The organism is Thalassospira lucentensis (assembly GCF_001613805.1).
In the GTDB taxonomy this organism is placed as follows: domain Bacteria; phylum Pseudomonadota; class Alphaproteobacteria; order Rhodospirillales; family Thalassospiraceae; genus Thalassospira; species Thalassospira lucentensis_A.
On the sequence record NZ_LPVY01000013.1, the window covers coordinates 176,003 to 196,746 of the forward strand.

Genomic DNA, 20,744 nt, shown 5'->3' on the forward strand with positions numbered 1-20,744 from the left:
TCACATGGCGATGGTCAGTGAGCCGTGCAGCAATCCATCGGCATTTCAAACACACCGGTTTTATCAAAGGCTTCGAGGGCCGCATACCAAGGTGCAAGGTCGATACCCTGTCTGGCGATCCAGTCCGGGTTGTAATAGGTGTCGCGATAGCGGTCACCGCCATCACACAGCAGGGTCACGACCGATCCGGTCTCACCGGCCTTTTTCATCTGACTGATCAGTGACAGGGTGGCGATCAGGTTAGTGCCGGTCGACCCGCCACAACGACGGCCCATGTGTCTTTCGAGATATTGCAGGGCGGCAAAACTGCCGGCATCAGGCACCCGGATCATGTGATCAACCACAGTCGGGTTGAAACTGGGTTCGACCCGGGGGCGGCCGATGCCTTCGACGCGCGATGCTTTTTCCCCGGTGATATCGCATTTACCGGTTTCGTAAGCATCATAGAAAACCGAGTTTTCCGGGTCGGCGACGCAAAGTTCGCATCCCATGCCAAGGATCTGTCCGTAACGGATATAGCGGCCGATGGTCGAAGATGTCCCGCCCGTACCGGCACCGACCACGATCCAGCGCGGAACCGGATGGGGTTCGCGTTTGAGCTGATCAAAGATACTTTCGGCGATATTGTTGTTGCCTCGCCAATCGGTTGCGCGTTCGGCATAGGTGAACTGATCCATGTAATGGCCGCCCAGCTCGCGCGCGAGGCGCTGTGATTCGGCATAAATCTGACCGCTGTAATCGACCAAGTGGCTTTCGCCACCATAAAAGGCGATCTGATCGATTTTCTGCTGCGACGTTGATTTAGGCATCACGGCAATGAAGCGCAGCCCCAGAAGGCGGGCAAAATAGGCTTCGGACACGGCAGTGGAGCCGCTTGATGCCTCGATGATCGGGGTGTCTTTGGATATCCAGCCATTGCAAAGGCCATACAGGAACAACGAGCGCGCCAGACGGTGTTTCAGGCTGCCGGAAGGATGGGTCGATTCATCCTTCAGGTAAAGCCCTATGCCATCAAGTGACGGCAGATCAAGACGGATCAGATGGGTGTCGGCAGACCGGTTGAAGTCCGCTTCGATGATGTTGATGGCATCAGCCACCCATTGGCGATCGTAGCTCATGAAAAGTCCTGTATTTCTGTTTGGCGCTGGTGACGCGGATCATTGAAGGTTTCTTGATGTAGGCGATTATTATACAGAAAACTACCGTAAATTTTACGAATAAGCTTGCTAACACTTTTTTCAAAGCTAACCTCTAGAATAGAGTTTAGCGATTCTTCCATTTTATCCGGGTGATCTGGTTACCATGGCCAATAACGACGACGATCCCTTTGCCAAACGTCATGCCGCATCTGAAATCGGGGCGGCGTATGATGTGCCGGTACGCGTATCGACGGTGATCGGCAAAAGCCAGATACAGGTCGCGCAATTGATGCGCCTGACCCGTGGTGCTGTACTTGAACTGGATCGCAAGGTCGGGGAACCGGTTGATATTTACGTCAATAACAGGCTGGTGGCGCGCGGCGAACTTGTCGTTGTTGATGAAAACCTTGGCGTAACGATCACCGAAGTTGTCAAGTCCGGCACTATTATCGAGACCCATCACTAGGCCATTTCCGGATAAATTCCAAATGGCTGCTGACCACCGGATTTATTCAAACCGGTGGTTTTTTATTTTTTTCCAAACGCTTGTTGGAACCGGGATGCGCGTTTGCACGTTTCCGAATGAGTGCCAATATTGCCTTTAGCCTGCCATCTTGTGGCCAAAGGCTGTGTTGGTATGTCCCGCTTTTTGTGCAACGAGGACAATCTCATGATCAATATTCTGACATCCGGGTTGATGGCTTTGATCGGATTGGCGCTTGGTGCAGGTGGCGTCTGGCTGATTTTGCTGGGCGGTAGCTGGTATTATGCGCTGGCCGGATTGGCGTTTCTGATTGCCGCAGCCCTATCATTTGCAAAGCGCCCTGTCGTTTTACCGTTTTACGCCCTCTTCATGCTTGCAAGCCTTGGCTGGGCTGTTTGGGAAGTCGGGTTTGACTGGTGGCAATTGGGGCCGCGTGGTGGTTTGACCGTCCTGATCGGTGTGTGGCTGGCAATGCCGGTCTATCGCAAGACACTTTCGGTCGGACAGCCGGTGCCGGAAGTGAAGCCGGCACGATCATTCGTTCTGGAAGGCAGTGTTGTCCTGGCAATTGTCGTTGCTGTGTATTCAATGATGAATAATCCCAACGCGATCGAAGGCCAGCTTAATAACACCCCGGTCGTCAGTAACCCGGATCTGGGCGGCGATGTTCCGGCAGGCGATTGGCATCAATATGGACGTACGCCTTATGGGCAACGTTATTCGCCACTTGATCAGATCAATGCCGATAACGTTGCGACCCTTGAACAGGCCTGGGTCTTTCAGACCGGCGATGTAAGGCGGTCCGAGGATGTGCCTGAAACAACCTATCAGGTGACGCCACTTAAGATCAAAGACACGCTTTATCTTTGCACACCGCATAGCTGGGCAATAGCGATTGATGCTAAAACCGGGCAGGAAAAATGGCGGTTCAATCCAGAGGTCCCCGACAATACGGACCGACAGCATCAAACATGTCGAGGAGTAACTTATTATCAGGATAGCGCGCTGGCTGCGGATGCGCCCTGTGCATCACGGGTATATCTGCCGACATCGGATGCGCGTCTGATTGCCCTTGATGCCAATAACGGCGAGGTTTGCCCGGACTTTGGTGATCAGGGGACCGTGCATCTGGAAGAAGGTATGCCTTATAACCCGGCCGGATATTATTATTCGACCTCGCCGCCGGTTATTGCCGACGGCAAGATCATTATTGGCGGGGCGGTGAATGACAATTATTCGACCAAATCGCAGTCTGGTGTCATTCGTGCTTATGACGTTGATAGTGGGGAATTGATCTGGAATTGGGATTCCGGCAATCCGGAACAAACTGAACCAATTCCCGAAGGTCAGACCTATACCGCCAATTCGCCCAATAGCTGGTCGGTGTCGAGTGCTGACGAGGACCTCGGCATGATCTATGTGCCGCTTGGCAACAAAGTGCCCGATCAACTGGGCATGGGGCGCAGCGAAGAAGTAGAAACCTATTCATCCTCGATCGTTGCGCTTAGCCTTGAAACCGGGCAGGTTCAGTGGGTACGCCAGACGGTGCATCATGACCTTTGGGATATGGATGTTCCGGCGCAGCCCGCGTTGCTTGATATCACCACAGACGATGGTGAAAATGTCCCGGCACTTGTCGGGCCGACCAAGCAGGGGGATATCTATGTCCTTGATCGCCGGACGGGTGAGCCGATCATTCCGGTGAAAGAGGTTCCGGCCCCGGGGGGCGCCATTCCGGAAGATTTCACCGCGCCGACACAGTCGGTTTCGGATCTTACCTTCATGCCTGAACCGCTGACGGAAAAGGATATGTGGGGCATTACGCTGTTTGATCAGCTGGCATGTCGCATTCAGTTCCATCAGTTGAAATATGAAGGCCGTTACACCCCGCCTTCTTTGGAAGGGACGCTGGTTTATCCCGGCAACTTCGGCACATTCAATTGGGGCAGTGTGGCGATTGATCCGGAAAAACAGATCATGTTCGGCATGCCAACATATCTTGCTTTCACATCGCAACTGATCCCGCGCGACGAAGTGCCGCCGCGCGGTACGGAAAAGGCCAGCGAGATGGGAATCAACCGCAATGAAGGTGCGCCTTATGCAGTCAGTATGGGACCGTTCCTGTCACCAGTTGGCGTACCGTGCCAAGCTCCGCCATGGGGCTATGTCGCGGGCGCGGACCTTCGCACTGGCGAGGTTGTTTACAAGCATAAAAACGGTACGGTCGAGGATATGACGCCCCTGCCATTGCCGTTCAAGCTTGGTGTGCCAGGCATCGGGGGCCCGATCATCACCAAGGGTGGTGTGGCGTTTCTTGGTGCGGCGGTTGATAACTACTTTCGTGCCTATGACGTCACTACGGGCAAGCAGCTTTGGGAAACGCGACTGCCCGCTGGCGGGCAGTCAACACCGATGACCTACACCACAGATGACGGTACGCAATATGTGCTGATCGTTGCTGGTGGGCATGGTTCCATCGGGACCAAGGCCGGTGATTACGTGATGGCCTACAAGCTGCCCTAAGCATGTTTTGAGTATCTGCAAAAAGCGCCCGGTTTGTCCGGGCGCTTTTTGTTTGGGGCAATTCAAATCGGGAATCGCGACTGGTATTTTGCGAATTTGAGGGATGCCGATCACCCCAAACACAACCTTTGGGATCAAGCAGTTCGCAAAAATTTTGCTGATCTTTTGCTTGACCGCAGGGCGCGCCAGAAGCGCCTTTGTCGCGAATCATTGGATATCCGGGATTGTAACGGAACTGATACAATCGATTGACGGTTTTTTATCCATTCCCACTACATATTGTGTTTTCAATCCGGTCCTGAGCAGGCATAACCATTTTCAAACGGGCATTGGAAACGGCGGTTTTGGTGATCTGGCAGACCGTCAATCGGGGCAGGATCAGGCAAGTGCCGTTTGATGAAGATAACAAACAGGAAGCGGATCGCCGCCAACGGGCGACCGTTCAGGTAAGGGGACTACAAGCATGAAGATGCTGGATGTGGTGCAGCACGAAAAAGGTGCGCGCGTCATTGTTGATCGTTCGCGCGATGCATTGCTGACCGATTTTGGCAAGGCGGTTTTGAATGACCGCTATCTGATGCCGGGCGAAAGCTATCAGGATTTGTTTGCGCGCGTCGCCAGTTACTATGGTGATAACGAAGCGCATGCGCAGCGTCTTTATGACTATATTTCAAAGCTTTGGTTCATGCCGGCAACCCCGATCCTGTCGAATGGCGGAACGACCCGCGGCTTGCCTATTTCCTGCTTTTTGAACGAGGCGGACGACAACCTTGGCGGCATTGTCGATATCTGGACCGAGAATGTCTGGCTTGCCGCGCGTGGCGGCGGGATCGGTTCGTATTGGGGCAATCTGCGTTCGATCGGCGAAAAGGTCGGAAAGAACGGCAAGACATCGGGCGTGGTGCCGTTTATCCGTGTGATGGACAGTCTGACACTGGCGATCAGCCAAGGGTCCTTGCGCCGCGGATCGGCTGCGGTTTACATGCCGGTCAGCCATCCCGAGATCGAAGAATTTTCCGAAATGCGTCGTCCGACCGGTGGTGACCCGAACCGCAAGACACCCAACCTGCATCAAGGCGTTGCGATTTCGGATGCCTTTATGCGTGCGGTTGAAAATGACGAGGAATGGGCGCTGACATCGCCGAAAGACGGGCATGTTGTCCGCAAAATCAGCGCGCGTTCATTGTGGATACGTTTGCTGACGTCGCGCGTTGAGACCGGCGAGCCCTATATGCTGTTCATCGATACCGTGAACCGTGCCGTGCCGGAACATCACAAACTGGCAGGGCTTAGCGTCAAGACGTCCAACCTGTGTTCGGAAATCACGTTGCCGACCGGTAAGGATCATCTGGGCGGGGATCGTACTGCTGTTTGCTGCCTGTCGTCGCTGAACCTTGAACATTATCTGACCTGGAAGGATGACACGCAGTTCATCGAAGATATTCTGCGTTTCCTTGATAACGTGCTTCAGGACTTTATCGATCATGCGCCCGATACGATGGCGCGCGCGAAATATTCCGCGATGCGCGAACGTTCGGTTGGTCTTGGCGTGATGGGCTTCCATTCCTTCCTGCAGGCGCAAAAAGTGCCGCTTGAAGGGGTAATGAGCAAGGTCTGGAACAAGCAGATTTTCGATCACGTCAAAAAACATGCCGATGCGGCATCCGAGAAGCTGGCCGAAGAACGTGGTTCCTGCCCGGATGCGGCAGAATACGGTATCGAAGCACGTTTTTCGAACAAGACGGCAATTGCGCCGACAGCCTCGATCTCGATCATTTGTGGTGGTGCTTCGCCGGGGATAGAGCCGATGGCGGCAAATTCCTATACCCACAAGACGCTTTCAGGCTCGTTTAACGTGCGCAACAAGTATCTTGCCGAGGTACTTGAGGAAAAAGGCCGGAATAACGAGGAAGTCTGGACTTCGATCACTGTGCATGAAGGATCGGTTCAGCATCTGGATTTCCTGTCCGATCTGGAAAAAGACATCTTCAAGACCGCGTTCGAGCTTGATCAGCGCTGGCTGATCGAACTGGCCGGTGATCGCACCCCGATGATCGATCAGGCACAGTCATTGAACATCTTCCTGGCATCGAACGTTCATAAGCGCGATCTGCATCAGATCCATTTTCAGGCATGGAAGAAGGGTGTCAAAAGCCTTTATTACTGCCGGTCGAAATCGATCCAGCGGGCCGAGGTGGTTGCGAATATTCCGGGGCGGGCAAAGTCCAATGACGACGATATGCCAAGCCCGGAAAGCTCGTTTGAAATACCGGCACTGGTTGCGGCTGCCACCGCACAGGCTGCGAGTGAACCTGATTATGATGAATGCCTCGCCTGCCAGTAAGGCGGCTTGAGTGCATGGAAATTTTTGCGAGAAGTGACGATATGTCTGACGATAAAGTAATTGATCTTCTGACGGAAAACCCGGTCTACAAGCCGTTCCGTTATCCTTGGGCCTATGAGGCATGGCTGACCCAGCAGCAAATTCACTGGCTGCCCGAAGAAGTGCCGCTGGCTGATGATGTCAAGGATTGGAACCACACGATTTCCGATGCCGAGCGTAACCTCCTGACGCAGATTTTCCGCTTTTTCACCCAGTCGGATATCGAGGTGAATAATTGCTACATGCGTCATTACACGCGCGTGTTCAAACCGACCGAAGTCCAGATGATGCTGGCGGCGTTTTCGAACATGGAAACCATCCATGTCGCGGCTTATTCGCATCTTCTCGATACCATCGGTATGCCCGAAGCCGAGTATGAGGCCTTCCTCCAATACAAGGAGATGAAGGATAAATACGATTACATGCAGATTTGGGGCATCGGCCCGGAAGATGAATATACTGATGAACATGGTGATTTGCGCCTGACGGCACAGGGCAAACGCAACATCGCCAAAACGCTTGCGGTATTTGGCGCATTTACCGAAGGTCTGCAGCTGTTTGCATCATTCGCGATGCTGATGAACTTCCCGCGCTTCAACAAGATGAAGGGCATGGGGCAAATCGTGACATGGTCGGTGCGCGACGAAAGCCTGCATTGCGAGAGTATCATTCGGCTGTTTCGGACATTCTGCAAAGAAAACCCGGAAATCTGGGATGACGAAATGCGCAGCGACCTGATCGAGGCCTGCAAAACCATCGTCAGCCACGAAGATGCGTTTATTGATCTGTCGTTCGAAGCAGGTGCCGTGCAGGGCCTGACGGCGGAAGATATCAAGAAGTACATCCGCTATATCGCAGATCGTCGCCTTAGCCAGCTTGGACTTGAAGAGCAATACGGGATCGAACAGAACCCGTTGCCGTGGATGGACGCGATGCTGAATGCGGTCGAGCACACCAACTTCTTTGAAAATCGTGCGACCGAGTATTCCAAGGCCGCAACACGCGGTACCTGGGATGAGGCATTTTGCTAGTTTTGGATTGTATTTGTGTGAAGAATTCTTTTTTGTGGGCTATTAGAGGTAAAAAAACCCGTCAAAATCTGACGGGTTTTTCGCTTTTTATGCTAGTGGATATTAAAGTTATCCACGTGCCAGAAGATCAATCAGGCTGGAGGTATCCCAGCGATTGCCACCACGTTCCTGTACCTGGGCATAGAACTGGTCAACGAGTGCTGTCACCGGAAGGCGGGCACCATTACGCTTGGATTCTTCAAGGCAGATGCCAAGATCCTTGCGCATCCAGTCAACCGCAAACCCGAAATCAAACTTGTTTTCGACCATGGTCTTGCCGCGGTTTTCCATTTGCCAGCTACCAGCGGCACCCTTGGAAATCACGTCAAGGACCTTTGCCATATCAAGTCCGGCCTTGCGCCCGAAATTGACACCTTCGGAAAGCCCCTGAACCAGACCGGCAATGCAAATCTGGTTCACCATCTTGGTCAATTGACCGGATCCGCTTTCACCCATCAATTGGCAGGAGCGGGCAAAAGCATCAATTACCGGGGCCGCGCGATCAAACGCTGCCTGATCACCACCGCACATGACGGTAAGAACGCCGTTTTCGGCCCCTGCCTGCCCACCGGAAACCGGGGCGTCGATAAAGGAAACACCCGCCGCTTTGGCCGCAGTATAAAGTTCGCGCGCAACATCGGCCGAGGCGGTCGTATTGTCGATGACAACAACACCCTTTTCCGTGCCGGCCAGTGCCCCGGTATCGCCCAGGACAACACTGCGCAGGTCTTCGTCATTGCCAACGCAGATGAAAACAAACTCTGCCCCCTTTGCGGCGTCAGCCGGGGTAGGGGCGGATTTTCCGCCGTATTCACCCGCCCATTTATCTGCCTTTGCGGCGGTGCGGTTGAAAACGGTAACGTCGTGACCTGCCTTTTGCAGGTGGCCGGCCATAGGATATCCCATGACTCCCAGCCCGATAAATGCACATTTTGCCATTTCGTGCCTCCCGTGAATTGGTCGTACCAGTAAAGGAGGCAGCCTTCGGAATGTCAATGCAGGGGAATGTCACGGGTACAATGTTTCCACGATCCGGAATACATCCAAAGCGGAACGGTCAGTCTTCTAGTGAGAGTTCTTCGCTGACGGTATGAATAACTCTGCGATCATAAGTTAGAAGTTCGGTGCGTTTTCCCGGATATTCGAACTGTGACAAATAATATCGGATCGCATTCACACGGGCACGTTTCTTGTCATCGGATTTGACAATGATCCACGGGCTGTCGGCAGTCGAGGTATGGAAGAACATCTCAGTCTTCGCTTCGGTATAGGCATCCCAAAGATTCTGGGATGCCAGATCAACCGGGCTCAGCTTCCATTGTTTGAGCGGATCCTGCTTGCGCTGGTCAAACCGGCGTGCCTGTTCTTTTTTGCTGACCGAAAAATAGAATTTGGTCATGTGGATTTCGGAACGGATCAGCATGCGTTCCAAAGCTGGAACCGATTGCAGGAACTCGCTGACTTCGAACATGTTGCAGAAGCCCATGACCCGTTCAACCATCGCCCTGTTATACCAGGACCGGTCAAACAGGACGATTTCCCCGCCGGACGGCAGATGTTCGACATAACGCTGGAAATACCATTGGGTCACTTCCCGGTCGTTCGGTTTGCCCAGTGCGACGACACGTGCACCGCGCGGATTAAGATGTTCGGTAAAGCGTTTGATCGTGCCGCCTTTGCCTGCTGCATCGCGGCCTTCGAAGATGACCAGGGATTTGATATTTTCGGATTTGATCCAGTTTTGCAGTTTGAGAAGTTCGATATGCAGGGGCGCAATCAGCTCAAGATACTGTTTGCCATGCATCTTTTTGGCATGTGAATTGGGATCAAGATCAACATCCGGAGGAAGATCGTCGCCGGAAGGTGTTCTTTCAGAAGCACTGTGTTTTCTTGAAGGAAGGTCATCAAGGCGATCCATCGTCATGTTTTCGGCATCCAGCAAAAAACGGTCGCGGGCTTCGCTATCAAGACTGGAAAGATCGGGATGCTGTTTTGAGGCCTTGCGGCTGCGTGCAGTATGTTTCACTGCATTGCGGATCGTATTGTCGCTGCTTCCTGTCTTCTTTGTCGGGGTGCCTTGCTTTTTCGCGGCCATTCTGCTGATGCCTCTGCAACCTTGATGGGAAATTACAGTGGCATAAATGCGCCATGATCGAAAGGGGGCGCAAGGAGGTATGTCAAATCCGTGGGGGCGGATCGGGTTTTCGATCATGGCGCAGTCGGTGGTCTCGTCTGATCAGATCGGATAGGATTTCCGATATTCGGCTTCGGCATCGGTGCGTGACAGGCCGATATCGGCAAGCTGGCTGTCGCTCAACCGCATAAGGGCACGGCGTTGCGACCTTTTGGCCATGGTGGCGGCAATAATGTTCAGTGCCGTGTTTAGTCCCTGCTGCAGGTTTCCGGAAAATTGCTGAAAGCCGCTGATATGGTTGTGGCGTGTCGTGTGCTGGCCAGAAGTCGTCTGGCAGATTGAATGTGCCATGTTCGTTCTCCTGAATTAAGTTCCTCTAATGAGAGGTTTCTATGGTTGAGACCCATATTCACGCCAAACGTCTTGCGTGACAAACGAGTATTTCTGGGGTTAAGTATTAGTTGACCTAATGATTGGCTGGCTTGAGGCAAAAAATGCGTTTACCCCCGTTACAGTCCCTGCGTGCGTTTGATGCGGCTGCCCGGCATCTTAATTTTACCCGTGCAGCCGAGGAACTTTTTGTGACCCAGGGGGCTATTAGCCAGCAGATCCGCCAGCTCGAGGAATATTTGGGTTTTCGGCTGTTCTTTCGGTTGCCGAGGCGATTGCAATTGACTGACGAAGGTGACCGTCTGGCGCGGGCAACGTATGAAGGCTTTTCACGCATTGCCGGGGAAATCGAAAGTCTCCGGGCGGTGGAGGAGGCCGGGGTCGTCACGGTCAGCGTATTGCAATCCTTTGCCGTCAAATGGCTGGTGCCGCGTCTGGGGCATTTTCGCGAGGCACATCCTGATATCGATGTACGCATTCACGCTGATGACCGTCTGGTTGATTTCCGTAACGAAGGCATTGATCTGGCGGTACGCTTTGGGCGAGGGCGTTATCCCAATCTCTATACCGAACTGTTGATGCGTGACGAGGTTTTCCCGGTTTGCAGTCCGGATTATCTGGCATCAAGTCCTCCTTTGAATAAACCGGCCGACATAGCAGGGCACCAACTGTTGCATGATGCGACTTCACATATAGAACAGCCCCGTGCTGCGGATTGGCAGTTCTGGTTGGAAGGGGTTGGCGTCAAGGGTATTGATCTGCGTCGCGGGCTACGCTTCAATTCCGGCGACATGGTTATTCAGGCGGCCCTGATGGGGCATGGTGTTGGTATGGCACGCACCAGTCTGGCTGCGCAGGACCTGAAGGCCGGTTTGCTTGTCCGGCCGTTCCCGCAAACCGTCGCGTCAAGCTATGCCTATTATCTGACCTGTCCCGAGGAAAACCTGAACCGGCCGCGTGTGCAGGCCTTTATCCGCTGGTTAAAGGATGAAGTTGCCGCAACGCTTACGGATATCGAGGAAAGTCAGCCGGCATTGACAATCATTACGCCCAATCCCGATGCCTGAATTCAGATCAGGCCAAGTTCGCGCAATTCGTCTGCCATGTCTTCGGGAAGTGCTTCTGCGCCACCGGCCTGCTTTTCATCCGGTGGGCATTTGTCTTCGGTAAGGTATCGCCAGCCCTGAAATGCGCGGTGGGGCCATGTGCGGGTTTCGACCAGTTCGGGATCAAGGACGATGCGGCAATGTTTGATGCCTTCCTCGTCAATGAATTCTTCCAGATCGACAACGCGCTGGCGGGCACGAATGGCCCCCTTGATCACCCAATAGATTGAACCACCCTCCAGAATCTCCGTCTTGCGTTTCGGAGTCATTCGTGTGGTGTGGTAAATCCGGCCGTGAAGCCCGCCAAAATAGGCCTGCCATTGACGCAGGGTTTCAGGGCTTTCTGTACCGACGCTGAGTTTGATCAGGTGAAGGGGCATGGTTTGTTCGTATTCTTTCGGGCGAGACAGGGTGTTATCTGACCTAGAAGTCATGCGTGGTTTGGTCAAGGGGGGATTAATAATTACAAATAATAATTGTAATTATATGTATTTCACAAAAAAACTTGACCAATAGTGCGTAATCATCCAAATTCTGATGCAGAAAATGTCCACAGACAGGGCATCACCCAGAGAGATTTACAGGCTGAGAGAACCGAATGTCCCTGCAAGTTGTCACGGCAAACCGTCTTGATGACGGGTTGGTCGTTTTCCTGACCGCAGATGGCGGTTGGAGTGAAAATATCGACCAGTCGCGTATAGCCGATGGAAAAGAGGCGGGTGACGCCTTGCTGGCCGAGGCCAGTGTACCCGAGCTCGATACTGTCATCGTCGGCCCGTATCTGATCGAGGTCGAGCAACAGGACGACGGACTGGTTCCGACGAAATACCGTGAAGTCTTGCGCACCAAGGGTCCCAGCGTGCGGCAGGATCTCGGCTATCAGGCCGGGTAAGGAGGATACACCATGTATCGCTATGATGATTTCGACCGCCAGCTGGTGCTGGAACGTACCGAGCAATTCCGCGAGCAGGTCAAACGTCGCCTGTCCGGCGACATTACCGAGGATCAATTCCGCCCGCTTCGTCTGATGAACGGTGTTTATCTTCAGCTTCACGCCTACATGCTGCGTGTCGCCGTTCCTTATGGTACGCTGCGCGCTGATCAGTTGCGCCAGCTTGGCTATATCGCGCGCCGCTATGACAAGGGTTATGGCCATTTCACGACCCGACAGAATATCCAATATAACTGGCCGAAGCTTGCCGAAATTCCCGATGCGCTGCTTGACCTTGCCAAGGTTGAAATGCACGCCATTCAGACATCAGGCAACTGTATTCGCAACACGACCACCGATCAGTATGCCGGCGCCGCCGCCGACGAGATCGAAGATCCGCGTCCTTATTGCGAACTGATCCGGCAGTGGTCGACCTTCCATCCGGAATTCACCTATCTGCCGCGCAAGTTCAAGATCGCGGTGACCGGATCGCCAAACGACCGTGCTGCGGTCAAGGTGCATGATATCGGGCTTCGGATGCATCAGAACGATGCGGGCGAGGTTGGGTTTGAAGTCATCGTCGGTGGTGGACTTGGCCGCACGCCGTTCGTTGGCAAGACCGTGCGTGACTTTATCGGCAAGAACGATCTGTTCTCGTATCTTGAGGCGATCCTGCGCGTTTACAACCGGTTTGGCCGTCGCGACAACAAGTACAAGGCGCGCATCAAAATCCTCGTCCATGAAATCGGGGTCGAGGAAATGCAGCGTCTGGTCGAAGAAGAATGGGCGCAGATCAAGGACGGATCACTGCGCGTCGATGATGCCGAAATTGCGCATTACATTGAACAGTTCTCGCCGCCAGCATTTGAAACCCTTTCCGACGATGATTCCGAGTTTGCACGCCGCAAGGCCGAAAACCGGGAATTTTCCAACTGGGTGCGTTCGAACGTGATCGCACACAAGCAGCCGGGCTATGCCATTGCCAACGTATCGCTAAAACCGATTGGCGGTATTCCGGGTGACGCAACTGATACCCAGATGGAGCTGGTTGCTGATCTGTCCGAGCAATACAGCTTTGGCGATGTTCGTGTGACCCACGAACAGAACCTGGTTTTGCCGCACGTGAAAAAGGCTGATCTGTTCTCGCTTTGGGCGGAACTGAAGAATGCCAATCTGGCGACGGCAAACCTTGGCTATGTTACCGACATCATTTCCTGCCCAGGGCTGGATTACTGCGCACTGGCAACTGCGCGGTCGATCCCGCTTTCACAGCGCATTTCGGAACGTTTTTCCGATCTGGATCGTCAGCATGATATCGGCGAACTCAAGATCAAGATTTCCGGCTGTATCAATGCCTGCGGGCATCATCATGTCGGTCATATCGGCATTTTGGGTCTCGATAAACGTGGCAAGGAATTCTATCAGATTACCCTTGGCGGTGATGCCAGCGAGAATGCCGAAATCGGTAAAATCGCCGGTGCCGGTTTCTCCGAAGCCGAAGTTGTCGATGCCATTGAAAGTCTGGTGACCAAATATCTTGGCATACGTGAAACTGGCGAACGCTTTATCGATACTTATCGCCGTGTCGGCATGGACCCGTTCAAGGAGGTGCTTTATGGCGATCGTTAAGAATGACAGTGTGATCGATCAGGAATGGGTCACGCTTGATGCCGAAGCGGACCTGCCGTCGGGCGAGGAAAACATCATTGTGCCACTTGCGCGTTTTAAGGAAGAACGCGAAACGCTGATCGGGCGTAATGGCGGACTTGGTGTCCAGCTCAATCCGGGCGACACCCCCGAAGATCTGGCTAATGATCTTGATCGTCTTTCGATCATCACGGTCAATTTCCCGGCCTATACGGACGGGCGCGGATATTCCTACGCCCGTGTTTTGCGCGAACGTCTGGGTTTCAAGGGCGAACTTCGCGCAATCGGTGACGTGCTGCGTGACCAGATTCTGTATATGCATCGTTGCGGTTTCGATGCGTATGAGCTGAAAAATGATGATGATGTTTCACTGACAAAAGTTCGCGCAGCATTGAAGGAAATGACAGTTTACTACCAGCCGACAGGAGACGGGCGTGCCACGGCCGCATCGCTTCGTGAACGGCGTCGGGCGGCTCTCAAATCTGCGTCCTGATTTATCTTTTTCGTCAGATCGAGCTTTGAATAGCTCTGCCTTGGAGGCGCCCGTTTCGGGCGCCTTTTCTTTTGCCCTTATAATGCCGGCATTTTCTGTCAGGGATTGCGCTGCCCCGGTTTTCATTCTTGGGCGGAGTATGGATATTAGTTGGGTAAAGGTTATTCTTTTGTATATGAAAATCCGACAAGAATTCCCCTTTAGGGTGGTGTTTTGACCGGTTTCAAGCTATACACTTATTAGCTGTTTAAATGGCACTATGTGGCAACCATTATAAAACAATGGGTTGTCACTTTGGGCCCAAAAGGAGAGCCTGAAAACATTAATCCCAACAGCAGGATGCATCCTGCCAAGCGGATTGGGGAATTCACGCATTGCCTGACAGTTGGCATCGGTAACGCTCCGATGCAAGGAAGCAGGTTCGCATTTCTGGGACTAGCAGGAAAAGGCAACCAATGTCGATTGAGCAAAGCCTTACAGGAATTGGAGACAGTTGTGTGATTACGCGGGATTTTACGCGTTACGATCACGGCTATCAGGACAAGGCGCTCAAATATATCGATTATCTGGGGGCTTTATCGCTCGCGCTGCGTAAATTTTCCGAATACAGCCGGACAATGTTGGCGTCCCAGCAATTGTATATCTATGCCAAATGGCTGGCGCGATACACGGCATACTGGCCCGAACTTGACCAACTTGTCGACAGACTGGAAAACAGCTTTGATGAAGTCGATCAAAGCTATGTCGCAAGTCAGTCTGCCGTCGATGGCTCGTGGGGCTGGCAATATAACGAATTCCACCACAAATTTGATGCGACCATCGTGCGTTTGCATGAATTGGCCAGTGAGGGCCGCGCGCCGCGTTATCCGCTGCACTTTCTTGAACCGATCGCAACCGCATCGGCGATGCGCGGTTATCTGGAAAAGCTACTGGTTTCCGATATCGCAGCGACCGGGCGTAATCAGCGGGATGAATTTGGCAGTGTGATCTGCTGTCTGGCACAGCTTTGCTTCAAACCGTCCTTGCGGCGCTATGCGCAGGAACATGTGCGCGGCATTGATCTTGACCAAAGCTATGTCGATGCGTTCCGTGAATTCCTTGATGAAATCCAGAACCCCGAAACCGGTTATTGGGGCCCATGGTATGTGTCGGATGGCAAGACGCATCGTTACGATGATCTTAGCTATACATTCCATATCGTATCCTATCGAAAGGGGCGGGTCGGGCATTGGTCCGATATCATCCGCACCACGCTTGAAAGCCGGCAATTGGAATATCCGCAAGGATGGCTCAGCCGCGGTGAATTCAACAATCATAACAACTATGACGTTGCGAAAATCTTTCGCTATGGGTGGCCGCATATGCAGTCGGCAGAACGTGCTTTAGCGCGCGAACAGATTGCCGAAATGCTGGACTGGTGTGTCGGTCATTCGCTCAGACGCGATGGCAGCTTTGTTCCGGACAGTCATTTCTATAACTCGCTGGAGTCATGCTACTATTTCGGTGTCTCGTTCCTGGATGAAGTCGGATATTTTCAACCTTCGAAACGTTTCTGGACCCAGCAGAAATTCCCCTATGCGCCGGTTCTGCAATCTCGTATCTGGCGCAAGCTGGACGAATTTGATGCCGAGAACCCCAGTGTCATCGCTGCCAAATGGAAAATCGGCCCGGATGCCACCCGCATATCTGCATCGCCTGTCAACCGGGATGGCCTGTCGCGCATGCCGCTACTTTCCGGGGATGATTGTGCAACAACCGAAGAACGCGAATTCGAATTTATCCTGCGACCAAATAACGATGGTTGATCCTGCCGTTCCGTTCTCTCCTGTGTGAAATCCGATGGTTATGCAGTCGCAATATTTTGTGTCAGGTTCAATCCTGCGTCACATATTTTCAATGGCGCATACCAGCATGCTTGCGCTTGTGGCGATGGTGCTGGTTGATGCGCTTGATCTGTTTTTCCTGAGCCTTCTGGGCGATGTTGAAATCATCGCCGGTCTTGGCTTTGCGTGGCCGATTATCTTTTTTACCCTTGCGGTTTCGTTGGGTATCTCGACCGCGATGACGGCACTTGTTTCCCGTGCCGAGGGGCTTGGTAATCGGAACCGGGCAAAAATTTATGCCACGCATATTCTGGTATTCGGTCTTGTGCTATCGGGTGTGATGACAGCTGTTTTGTGGCTGTCGGCACCTTGGATGCTTGAATTGTTCGGGGCGGTCGGCAAGGCGCGCGACGTTGGTGTCACATATGTGCAGATCGTGATCCTGTGTTTGCCGGTTTTGGTCCTGAGCATGTCATCAGGGGCATTGTTGCGTGCGATCGGGGCGAAGCAACGTGCCATGTGGTCGAAAATGACCGGTGCCGCAGTCAATGCAGTCCTCGATCCCATTTTCATCTTTGGTTTTGATTGGGGTGTCGAAGGGGCGGCATGGGCAACCGTCGTGTCACGGATCGCGATCATGGCGGTGGCCTTTTATGGTGTTCGTAACGTTCATCACATGCTTGGCCGGTTTGATGCGACGCTGTTTCGGAAGGACATCCGTGATATTGCGCGTGTAACCGTACCGGTCGGATTGGCAAAGATCGGCCCGCCAATCGCCAGCGCCTTTATCATGTCCAGCATGGCAAAGTTTGGGCCCGATGCGGTGGCGGCTATGGCGATCATTGAACGTATCGGGCCGTTCGTATTTGTTGGTTACATGGCGTTGCCCCAGGCAATCGGCCCGATCATTGGCCAGAACTTTGCCGCAGCAAAGGCCGGGCGGGTACGCAGAATCTGGCACAATGTATGGGGGCTGGTGGTGGTTTACGGGGCGATAGTCTGCACTGCCCTGTTCCTGTTTCAGGGTCAGATTGCAGCGCTTTTCAGCGCAACCGATCAAACCGCGGCGTATCTTGCGATCTTTTGCAGTTCTACGGCTCCCTTTTATGTGTTCCTTGGCCTGCAGTTTTCATCGCATACTTTCTTTAACGTCACCGGGCGGCCCAATCTTGCAATGACATTTGATCTTGCAAAGGAACTTTTGGGGGTAATCCCCCTGGTCTGGCTGGGGAGCTACTATATGGGCGCCCCCGGAGTTCTGGCGGGGCAGGCTGCGGGCATTGTCTTGTTCGGTACGATCACAGCTGTTGTCAGTTATCGTCTCGCGTGCGGGAGGTGGTCGGCTGAGGCGTATAATCTTTCCGGATCAACTTAAGGTAAGTGAAGTTTGAAACGGATTTCTGGTGAGATGTCCGGATTTGTTTGATGTGAATAAGGTCACATTATTCACAATGAAATCATTTTTCTGTATCCCATATAACGCGAAGGGTGGCGAAACATTATGGGGTACGGGAAATGACAAACATTCTAAAACGATTTAAAATTGCACCGAAGGTCTTTGGTGGATTTGGTATTGTTCTCCTTTTACTTGTATTGATGTCGGTGTTGGCGGTCGCATCCTTAAGCAGTGCAGATGACGATTTTACGCGTTATCGGGCGACAGCGCTGCAATCCAATCAAGCCGGGCGGGTTCAGGCCAATTTGCTGGAAGCACGTGTGGCGGTGAAAGATTTTCTGCTTAGCGGAAAGCAAGCGTCAAAAGACACGGTATCGAGCCGGTTGCAGTCGGCAATTGATTTGAATAACGAACTTGCAACCATGATTGACGAACCTGCCCGCCGCGAAGTTGCGGTTTCAGCAGATGTTGCTTTAAAAGAATATCTTGAAACCTTTAACAAAGTCGCCGCCATGGACGCATCGGATGCTGGGCGTGATGCTCTTGTGTCTGGTGCGCTTGACCGTATCGGGCCTGTCATTGCCCAAAATCTGGAAAAGCTCAAGCTCGAGATCAAGGCGGAACAGGACCAGCTTGGTCCTAATGCTGCCAAGGCTCTTGAGGATGCTGTTATTACAGCCGAAGTTCTCGCGGCAATTGCTGTCTTGATCGGGATACTCGCAGCGTGGCTCATTGGTGCTGGCATTTCAAGACCTGTGCGTGCCATCACGGATGCAATGAATAAGTTGGCAAGTGGTGACAAAACAATAGGCATTCCCGGTCAGGATCACCGTGACGAGATTGGTGATATGGCAAAAGCAGTTCTGGTCTTTAAAGAAAACATGATCCGGGCAGAACAGCTTGCAGGGCAGGAAGCAGAAGCTCAGAGACAGCGGGAAGCCCGTGCAAAAACAATTGAGAAGCTGACCAACGATTTTGATGCGGATGTTTCTGCTGTACTGAGTAGTGTTTCTTCGGCCGCGACAGAAATGCAGGCGACAGCAACGTCAATGACGGCGACGGCTGAGGAAACCAGCCGACAGGCGACGGTAGTTTCGGCTGCAGCCGAGCAGGCGTCAAACAACGTTCAAACCGTTGCCAGTGCGTCCGAGGAGCTCAGCGCCTCGATTTCCGAAATCAGTCATCAGGTCAATCAATCTGCACAAGTGGCAAGCAAGGCTGTGTCCGAGGCGGAGAATACCAACGCGCAGGTACGCGGGCTTGCAGAAGCTGCCCAGAAGATCGGTGATGTGGTTGGATTGATCAGCGACATTGCCGCACAAACCAACCTTCTGGCGTTGAATGCGACGATTGAAGCCGCGCGGGCAGGCGAGGCGGGCAAAGGTTTTGCTGTGGTTGCGGCCGAGGTCAAGAATCTTGCCAATGCGACATCAAAGGCAACTGAGCAAATTACCGCCCAGATTACCGGAATTCAGACAGAAACAGAAGGGGCGGTGGTTGCGATTGATTCCATCGGCAGTACGATCGCTGAAATCAGCGAGATTGCAGCAACGATTGCAAGCGCGGTCGAGCAGCAGGGGGCTGCGACCGAGGAGATCACTCGAAATGTTCAGCAGGCATCAGCCGGAACAAGCGAGGTAACTGAAAATATTCACGGTGTTAATGAAGCTGCAACATCAACCGGTGCCGCTGCTGAGCAAGTCTTGAATGCGTCGGGTGAGCTGTCCGAACAGGCTGAAACCCTGCGGTTAAAGGTTGAAACTTTCCTGACTGCAGTCAAGGCGGCCTAGTCTGTCTATGGCTTGAACTGCATCAAAACACAGGGGCCATCGCCGGTTTCATATTCGGTGTCACCAATGAAACCGGCGGCCTCATAGCTTTTGCGGGCTCGTACATTTTCCGGGTCGGGATCAATCGCAACCAACGGTGCACCGCGATCAATCAGCATTTGCGCCAACAATCGCAGGAACATCTTCCCATGACCGCATCCCATCATGTCGGGGGCGCCAATGAATGCGTCGATGCAGCGCGTGCCTTTGGGCAAATGGGATAAATGGGGTTGGGGCCATTGATGCGCATCATAATGCTGTGCAAAGGCAAAGGGGCGATTGCGATAGGATACGATAAGTGTCGCCATTTCCGGCAGTTCGATGTCTTCGGTGATTAGTTCGATTTGCTCAGCAGGGTCCCCCCACCAACGCGCGACTTCCGGCACACGCAGCCAGCGCCGTATCATGGGTAAATCACTGGGGAGGGCCCGCCGGAAACGATATGTCTCGGCGCTGGCCATAGCGATCAGACCCCGACAGTGTCGCGTTTGGCGGCTAGCGCCAAGTTAGCCTTCGATCCAGACTGACGACCGATTTTCCCGGTGATCCAGCTCCCGGTTTTGGCAAGATTTTCAAGATCGATACCGGTGTCGATGCCCAAGCCATTCAGCATATAGACGACATCTTCAGTGGCGACATTGCCGCTTGCACCCTTGGCATAGGGGCATCCACCAAGCCCAGCGACCGAGCTGTCAATCGTTGCAACCCCCATATGCAGAACGGCCAGCAGGTTTGCCAGTGCCTGACCATAGGTATCGTGGAAATGAGCGGCGAGGTTTTCGATGGCGACATGGGTTGCGACGGCTTCGATCATCGCCTGCGCCTTGCCCGGTGTGCCGGTGCCGATGGTATCGCCAAGGCTGATTTCATATGCCCCCATGTCAAACAGGGCCTTTGCGACATCGGCGACCTTTTGCGGGGCAATCTCGCCCTCGTACGGGCAGCCAAGAACGCAGGAAACATACCCGCGCACGGCGATGTTGGCATCGCGTGCGGCGCTCACAACCGGACGGAACCGATCAAGGCTTTCGGCAATGGAACAATTGATGTTCTTCTGCGAAAAGCTCTCCGATGCCGCCCCAAAAATCGCGACTTCGGTTGCACCCGCCTCAATCGCGGCTTCAAGCCCTTTCAAATTGGGGGCCAGAACCGGATAGGTGACGCCCGGTTTGCGCGAGATGCGGGCCATGACGTCCGATGCGTCGGCCATTTGCGGGACCCATTTCGGGCTGACGAAGGCGGTGGCTTCGATGACCGAAAGACCTGCATCGCAAAGGCGATGGATCAGTTCGACCTTGATGTCGGTCGATACCATGTTCTTTTCGTTCTGCAATCCGTCACGCGGACCGACTTCGACGATCTTGACCTGTTCTGGCAGACCGGAAAGGCGGGGCAT

The 20,744-nt window shown here is 53.3% G+C and carries 19 protein-coding genes; 12 read left to right on the forward strand and 7 right to left on the reverse strand.

Features of this window, described 5'->3' with window-relative positions; genetic code table 11:
* Window positions 1-14: 14 nt before the first annotated feature.
* The gene (locus AUP42_RS13025; protein ID WP_062952043.1) at window positions 15-1,118 is read right to left on the reverse strand and encodes a PLP-dependent cysteine synthase family protein; all 1,104 of its coding nucleotides are present in this window, start codon (window positions 1,116-1,118) and stop codon (window positions 15-17) included.
* Window positions 1,119-1,302: 184 nt separating this feature from the next.
* Between AUP42_RS13025 and fliN the strand changes: the two genes are divergently transcribed.
* The 5 genes from fliN to AUP42_RS13050 all read left to right on the forward strand — a co-directional run bounded on the left by fliN (window position 1,303) and on the right by AUP42_RS13050 (window position 7,560).
* Window positions 1,303-1,605, forward strand: a complete 303-nt coding sequence (gene fliN, locus AUP42_RS13030; RefSeq protein WP_062952044.1) for a flagellar motor switch protein FliN — start codon at window positions 1,303-1,305, stop codon at window positions 1,603-1,605.
* Window positions 1,606-1,809: 204 nt separating this feature from the next.
* Window positions 1,810-4,146, forward strand: coding sequence for a glucose/quinate/shikimate family membrane-bound PQQ-dependent dehydrogenase (locus AUP42_RS13035; RefSeq protein ID WP_062952181.1), 2,337 nt, complete (start codon window positions 1,810-1,812; stop codon window positions 4,144-4,146).
* 103 nt (window positions 4,147-4,249) lie between these two features.
* Window positions 4,250-4,543, forward strand: a complete 294-nt coding sequence (locus AUP42_RS13040; protein ID WP_062952045.1) for a hypothetical protein — start codon at window positions 4,250-4,252, stop codon at window positions 4,541-4,543.
* Window positions 4,544-4,615: 72 nt separating this feature from the next.
* A complete protein-coding gene (locus tag AUP42_RS13045) occupies window positions 4,616-6,490 on the forward strand; it encodes a ribonucleoside-diphosphate reductase subunit alpha (protein ID WP_062952182.1) in 1,875 nt (624 codons plus the stop codon).
* A gap of 41 nt (window positions 6,491-6,531) precedes the next feature.
* Window positions 6,532-7,560: a ribonucleotide-diphosphate reductase subunit beta gene (locus tag AUP42_RS13050; RefSeq protein WP_170954151.1), complete on the forward strand. Its 1,029-nt coding sequence runs from the start codon at window positions 6,532-6,534 to the stop codon at window positions 7,558-7,560.
* A 108-nt stretch (window positions 7,561-7,668) separates the two neighbouring features.
* Here AUP42_RS13050 and AUP42_RS13055 read toward each other — a convergent pair whose 3' ends face one another.
* From AUP42_RS13055 to AUP42_RS13065, 3 genes are all read right to left on the reverse strand, one after another.
* Entirely contained in the window at window positions 7,669-8,595 is a 927-nt protein-coding gene (locus tag AUP42_RS13055) for an NAD(P)-dependent oxidoreductase (protein ID WP_269451393.1), read from the reverse strand.
* Between the two features lie 61 nt (window positions 8,596-8,656).
* Window positions 8,657-9,694 (reverse strand): polyphosphate kinase 2, encoded by a 1,038-nt coding sequence (gene ppk2, locus AUP42_RS13060; RefSeq protein WP_062952048.1) that lies wholly within the window; start codon window positions 9,692-9,694, stop codon window positions 8,657-8,659.
* A 141-nt stretch (window positions 9,695-9,835) separates the two neighbouring features.
* Entirely contained in the window at window positions 9,836-10,084 is a 249-nt protein-coding gene (locus AUP42_RS13065; RefSeq protein ID WP_062952049.1) for a DUF1127 domain-containing protein, read from the reverse strand.
* A 143-nt stretch (window positions 10,085-10,227) separates the two neighbouring features.
* Here AUP42_RS13065 and AUP42_RS13070 point away from each other — a divergent pair, with 143 nt between their 5' ends.
* Window positions 10,228-11,190 carry a transcriptional regulator GcvA gene (locus AUP42_RS13070; RefSeq protein WP_062952050.1) on the forward strand — a complete coding sequence of 321 codons (963 nt, stop codon included), beginning with the start codon at window positions 10,228-10,230 and terminating at the stop codon, window positions 11,188-11,190.
* Window positions 11,191-11,192: 2 nt separating this feature from the next.
* On the opposite strand, the gene AUP42_RS13075 is transcribed toward AUP42_RS13070, so the two are convergent.
* A complete protein-coding gene (locus AUP42_RS13075) occupies window positions 11,193-11,609 on the reverse strand; it encodes a DUF1489 family protein (RefSeq protein ID WP_062952051.1) in 417 nt (138 codons plus the stop codon).
* A gap of 218 nt (window positions 11,610-11,827) precedes the next feature.
* Here AUP42_RS13075 and AUP42_RS13080 point away from each other — a divergent pair, with 218 nt between their 5' ends.
* From AUP42_RS13080 to AUP42_RS13105, 6 genes are all read left to right on the forward strand, one after another.
* Complete coding sequence (locus tag AUP42_RS13080) at window positions 11,828-12,121, forward strand: DUF2849 domain-containing protein (RefSeq protein WP_062952052.1); 294 nt, start codon at window positions 11,828-11,830, stop codon at window positions 12,119-12,121.
* Window positions 12,122-12,133: 12 nt separating this feature from the next.
* Window positions 12,134-13,789: a nitrite/sulfite reductase gene (locus AUP42_RS13085; protein WP_062952053.1), complete on the forward strand. Its 1,656-nt coding sequence runs from the start codon at window positions 12,134-12,136 to the stop codon at window positions 13,787-13,789.
* Complete coding sequence (locus tag AUP42_RS13090; RefSeq protein ID WP_062952054.1) at window positions 13,776-14,300, forward strand: DUF934 domain-containing protein; 525 nt, start codon at window positions 13,776-13,778, stop codon at window positions 14,298-14,300. The genes AUP42_RS13085 and AUP42_RS13090 overlap by 14 nt, the downstream gene beginning before the upstream one ends.
* Window positions 14,301-14,755: 455 nt before the next feature.
* Window positions 14,756-16,105 (forward strand): hypothetical protein, encoded by a 1,350-nt coding sequence (locus AUP42_RS13095; RefSeq protein WP_062952055.1) that lies wholly within the window; start codon window positions 14,756-14,758, stop codon window positions 16,103-16,105.
* A 91-nt stretch (window positions 16,106-16,196) separates the two neighbouring features.
* Window positions 16,197-17,498, forward strand: a complete 1,302-nt coding sequence (locus tag AUP42_RS13100) for an MATE family efflux transporter (RefSeq protein WP_231858275.1) — start codon at window positions 16,197-16,199, stop codon at window positions 17,496-17,498.
* 140 nt (window positions 17,499-17,638) lie between these two features.
* Window positions 17,639-19,309 carry a methyl-accepting chemotaxis protein gene (locus tag AUP42_RS13105; protein WP_062952057.1) on the forward strand — a complete coding sequence of 557 codons (1,671 nt, stop codon included), beginning with the start codon at window positions 17,639-17,641 and terminating at the stop codon, window positions 19,307-19,309.
* A gap of 5 nt (window positions 19,310-19,314) precedes the next feature.
* Here AUP42_RS13105 and AUP42_RS13110 read toward each other — a convergent pair whose 3' ends face one another.
* Window positions 19,315-19,809, reverse strand: a complete 495-nt coding sequence (locus AUP42_RS13110) for a GNAT family N-acetyltransferase (RefSeq protein ID WP_062952058.1) — start codon at window positions 19,807-19,809, stop codon at window positions 19,315-19,317.
* A gap of 5 nt (window positions 19,810-19,814) precedes the next feature.
* Window positions 19,815-20,744, reverse strand: coding sequence for a hydroxymethylglutaryl-CoA lyase (locus tag AUP42_RS13115; protein ID WP_062952059.1), 930 nt, complete (start codon window positions 20,742-20,744; stop codon window positions 19,815-19,817).

What these genes read in the sequence shown, in the direction of transcription:
- AUP42_RS13070 (WP_062952050.1), top strand. Translation starts at nt 10,228, where the DNA reads ATGCGTTTACCCCCGTTACAGTCCCTGCGTGCGTTTGATGCGGCTGCC.
- AUP42_RS13080 (WP_062952052.1), top strand. Translation starts at nt 11,828, where the DNA reads ATGTCCCTGCAAGTTGTCACGGCAAACCGTCTTGATGACGGGTTGGTC.
- AUP42_RS13090 (WP_062952054.1), top strand. Translation starts at nt 13,776, where the DNA reads ATGGCGATCGTTAAGAATGACAGTGTGATCGATCAGGAATGGGTCACG.
- AUP42_RS13025 (WP_062952043.1), bottom strand. Translation starts at nt 1,118, where the DNA reads ATGAGCTACGATCGCCAATGGGTGGCTGATGCCATCAACATCATCGAA.
- AUP42_RS13110 (WP_062952058.1), bottom strand. Translation starts at nt 19,809, where the DNA reads ATGGCCAGCGCCGAGACATATCGTTTCCGGCGGGCCCTCCCCAGTGAT.
- AUP42_RS13040 (WP_062952045.1), top strand. Translation starts at nt 4,250, where the DNA reads ATGCCGATCACCCCAAACACAACCTTTGGGATCAAGCAGTTCGCAAAA.
- AUP42_RS13065 (WP_062952049.1), bottom strand. Translation starts at nt 10,084, where the DNA reads ATGGCACATTCAATCTGCCAGACGACTTCTGGCCAGCACACGACACGC.
- AUP42_RS13115 (WP_062952059.1), bottom strand. Translation starts at nt 20,744, where the DNA reads ATGCCCCGCCTTTCCGGTCTGCCAGAACAGGTCAAGATCGTCGAAGTC.
- AUP42_RS13045 (WP_062952182.1), top strand. Translation starts at nt 4,616, where the DNA reads ATGCTGGATGTGGTGCAGCACGAAAAAGGTGCGCGCGTCATTGTTGAT.
- AUP42_RS13035 (WP_062952181.1), top strand. Translation starts at nt 1,810, where the DNA reads ATGATCAATATTCTGACATCCGGGTTGATGGCTTTGATCGGATTGGCG.
- AUP42_RS13105 (WP_062952057.1), top strand. Translation starts at nt 17,639, where the DNA reads ATGACAAACATTCTAAAACGATTTAAAATTGCACCGAAGGTCTTTGGT.
- AUP42_RS13095 (WP_062952055.1), top strand. Translation starts at nt 14,756, where the DNA reads ATGTCGATTGAGCAAAGCCTTACAGGAATTGGAGACAGTTGTGTGATT.
- fliN (WP_062952044.1), top strand. Translation starts at nt 1,303, where the DNA reads ATGGCCAATAACGACGACGATCCCTTTGCCAAACGTCATGCCGCATCT.
- AUP42_RS13100 (WP_231858275.1), top strand. Translation starts at nt 16,197, where the DNA reads ATGGCGCATACCAGCATGCTTGCGCTTGTGGCGATGGTGCTGGTTGAT.
- ppk2 (WP_062952048.1), bottom strand. Translation starts at nt 9,694, where the DNA reads ATGGCCGCGAAAAAGCAAGGCACCCCGACAAAGAAGACAGGAAGCAGC.
- AUP42_RS13050 (WP_170954151.1), top strand. Translation starts at nt 6,532, where the DNA reads ATGTCTGACGATAAAGTAATTGATCTTCTGACGGAAAACCCGGTCTAC.
- AUP42_RS13075 (WP_062952051.1), bottom strand. Translation starts at nt 11,609, where the DNA reads ATGCCCCTTCACCTGATCAAACTCAGCGTCGGTACAGAAAGCCCTGAA.
- AUP42_RS13085 (WP_062952053.1), top strand. Translation starts at nt 12,134, where the DNA reads ATGTATCGCTATGATGATTTCGACCGCCAGCTGGTGCTGGAACGTACC.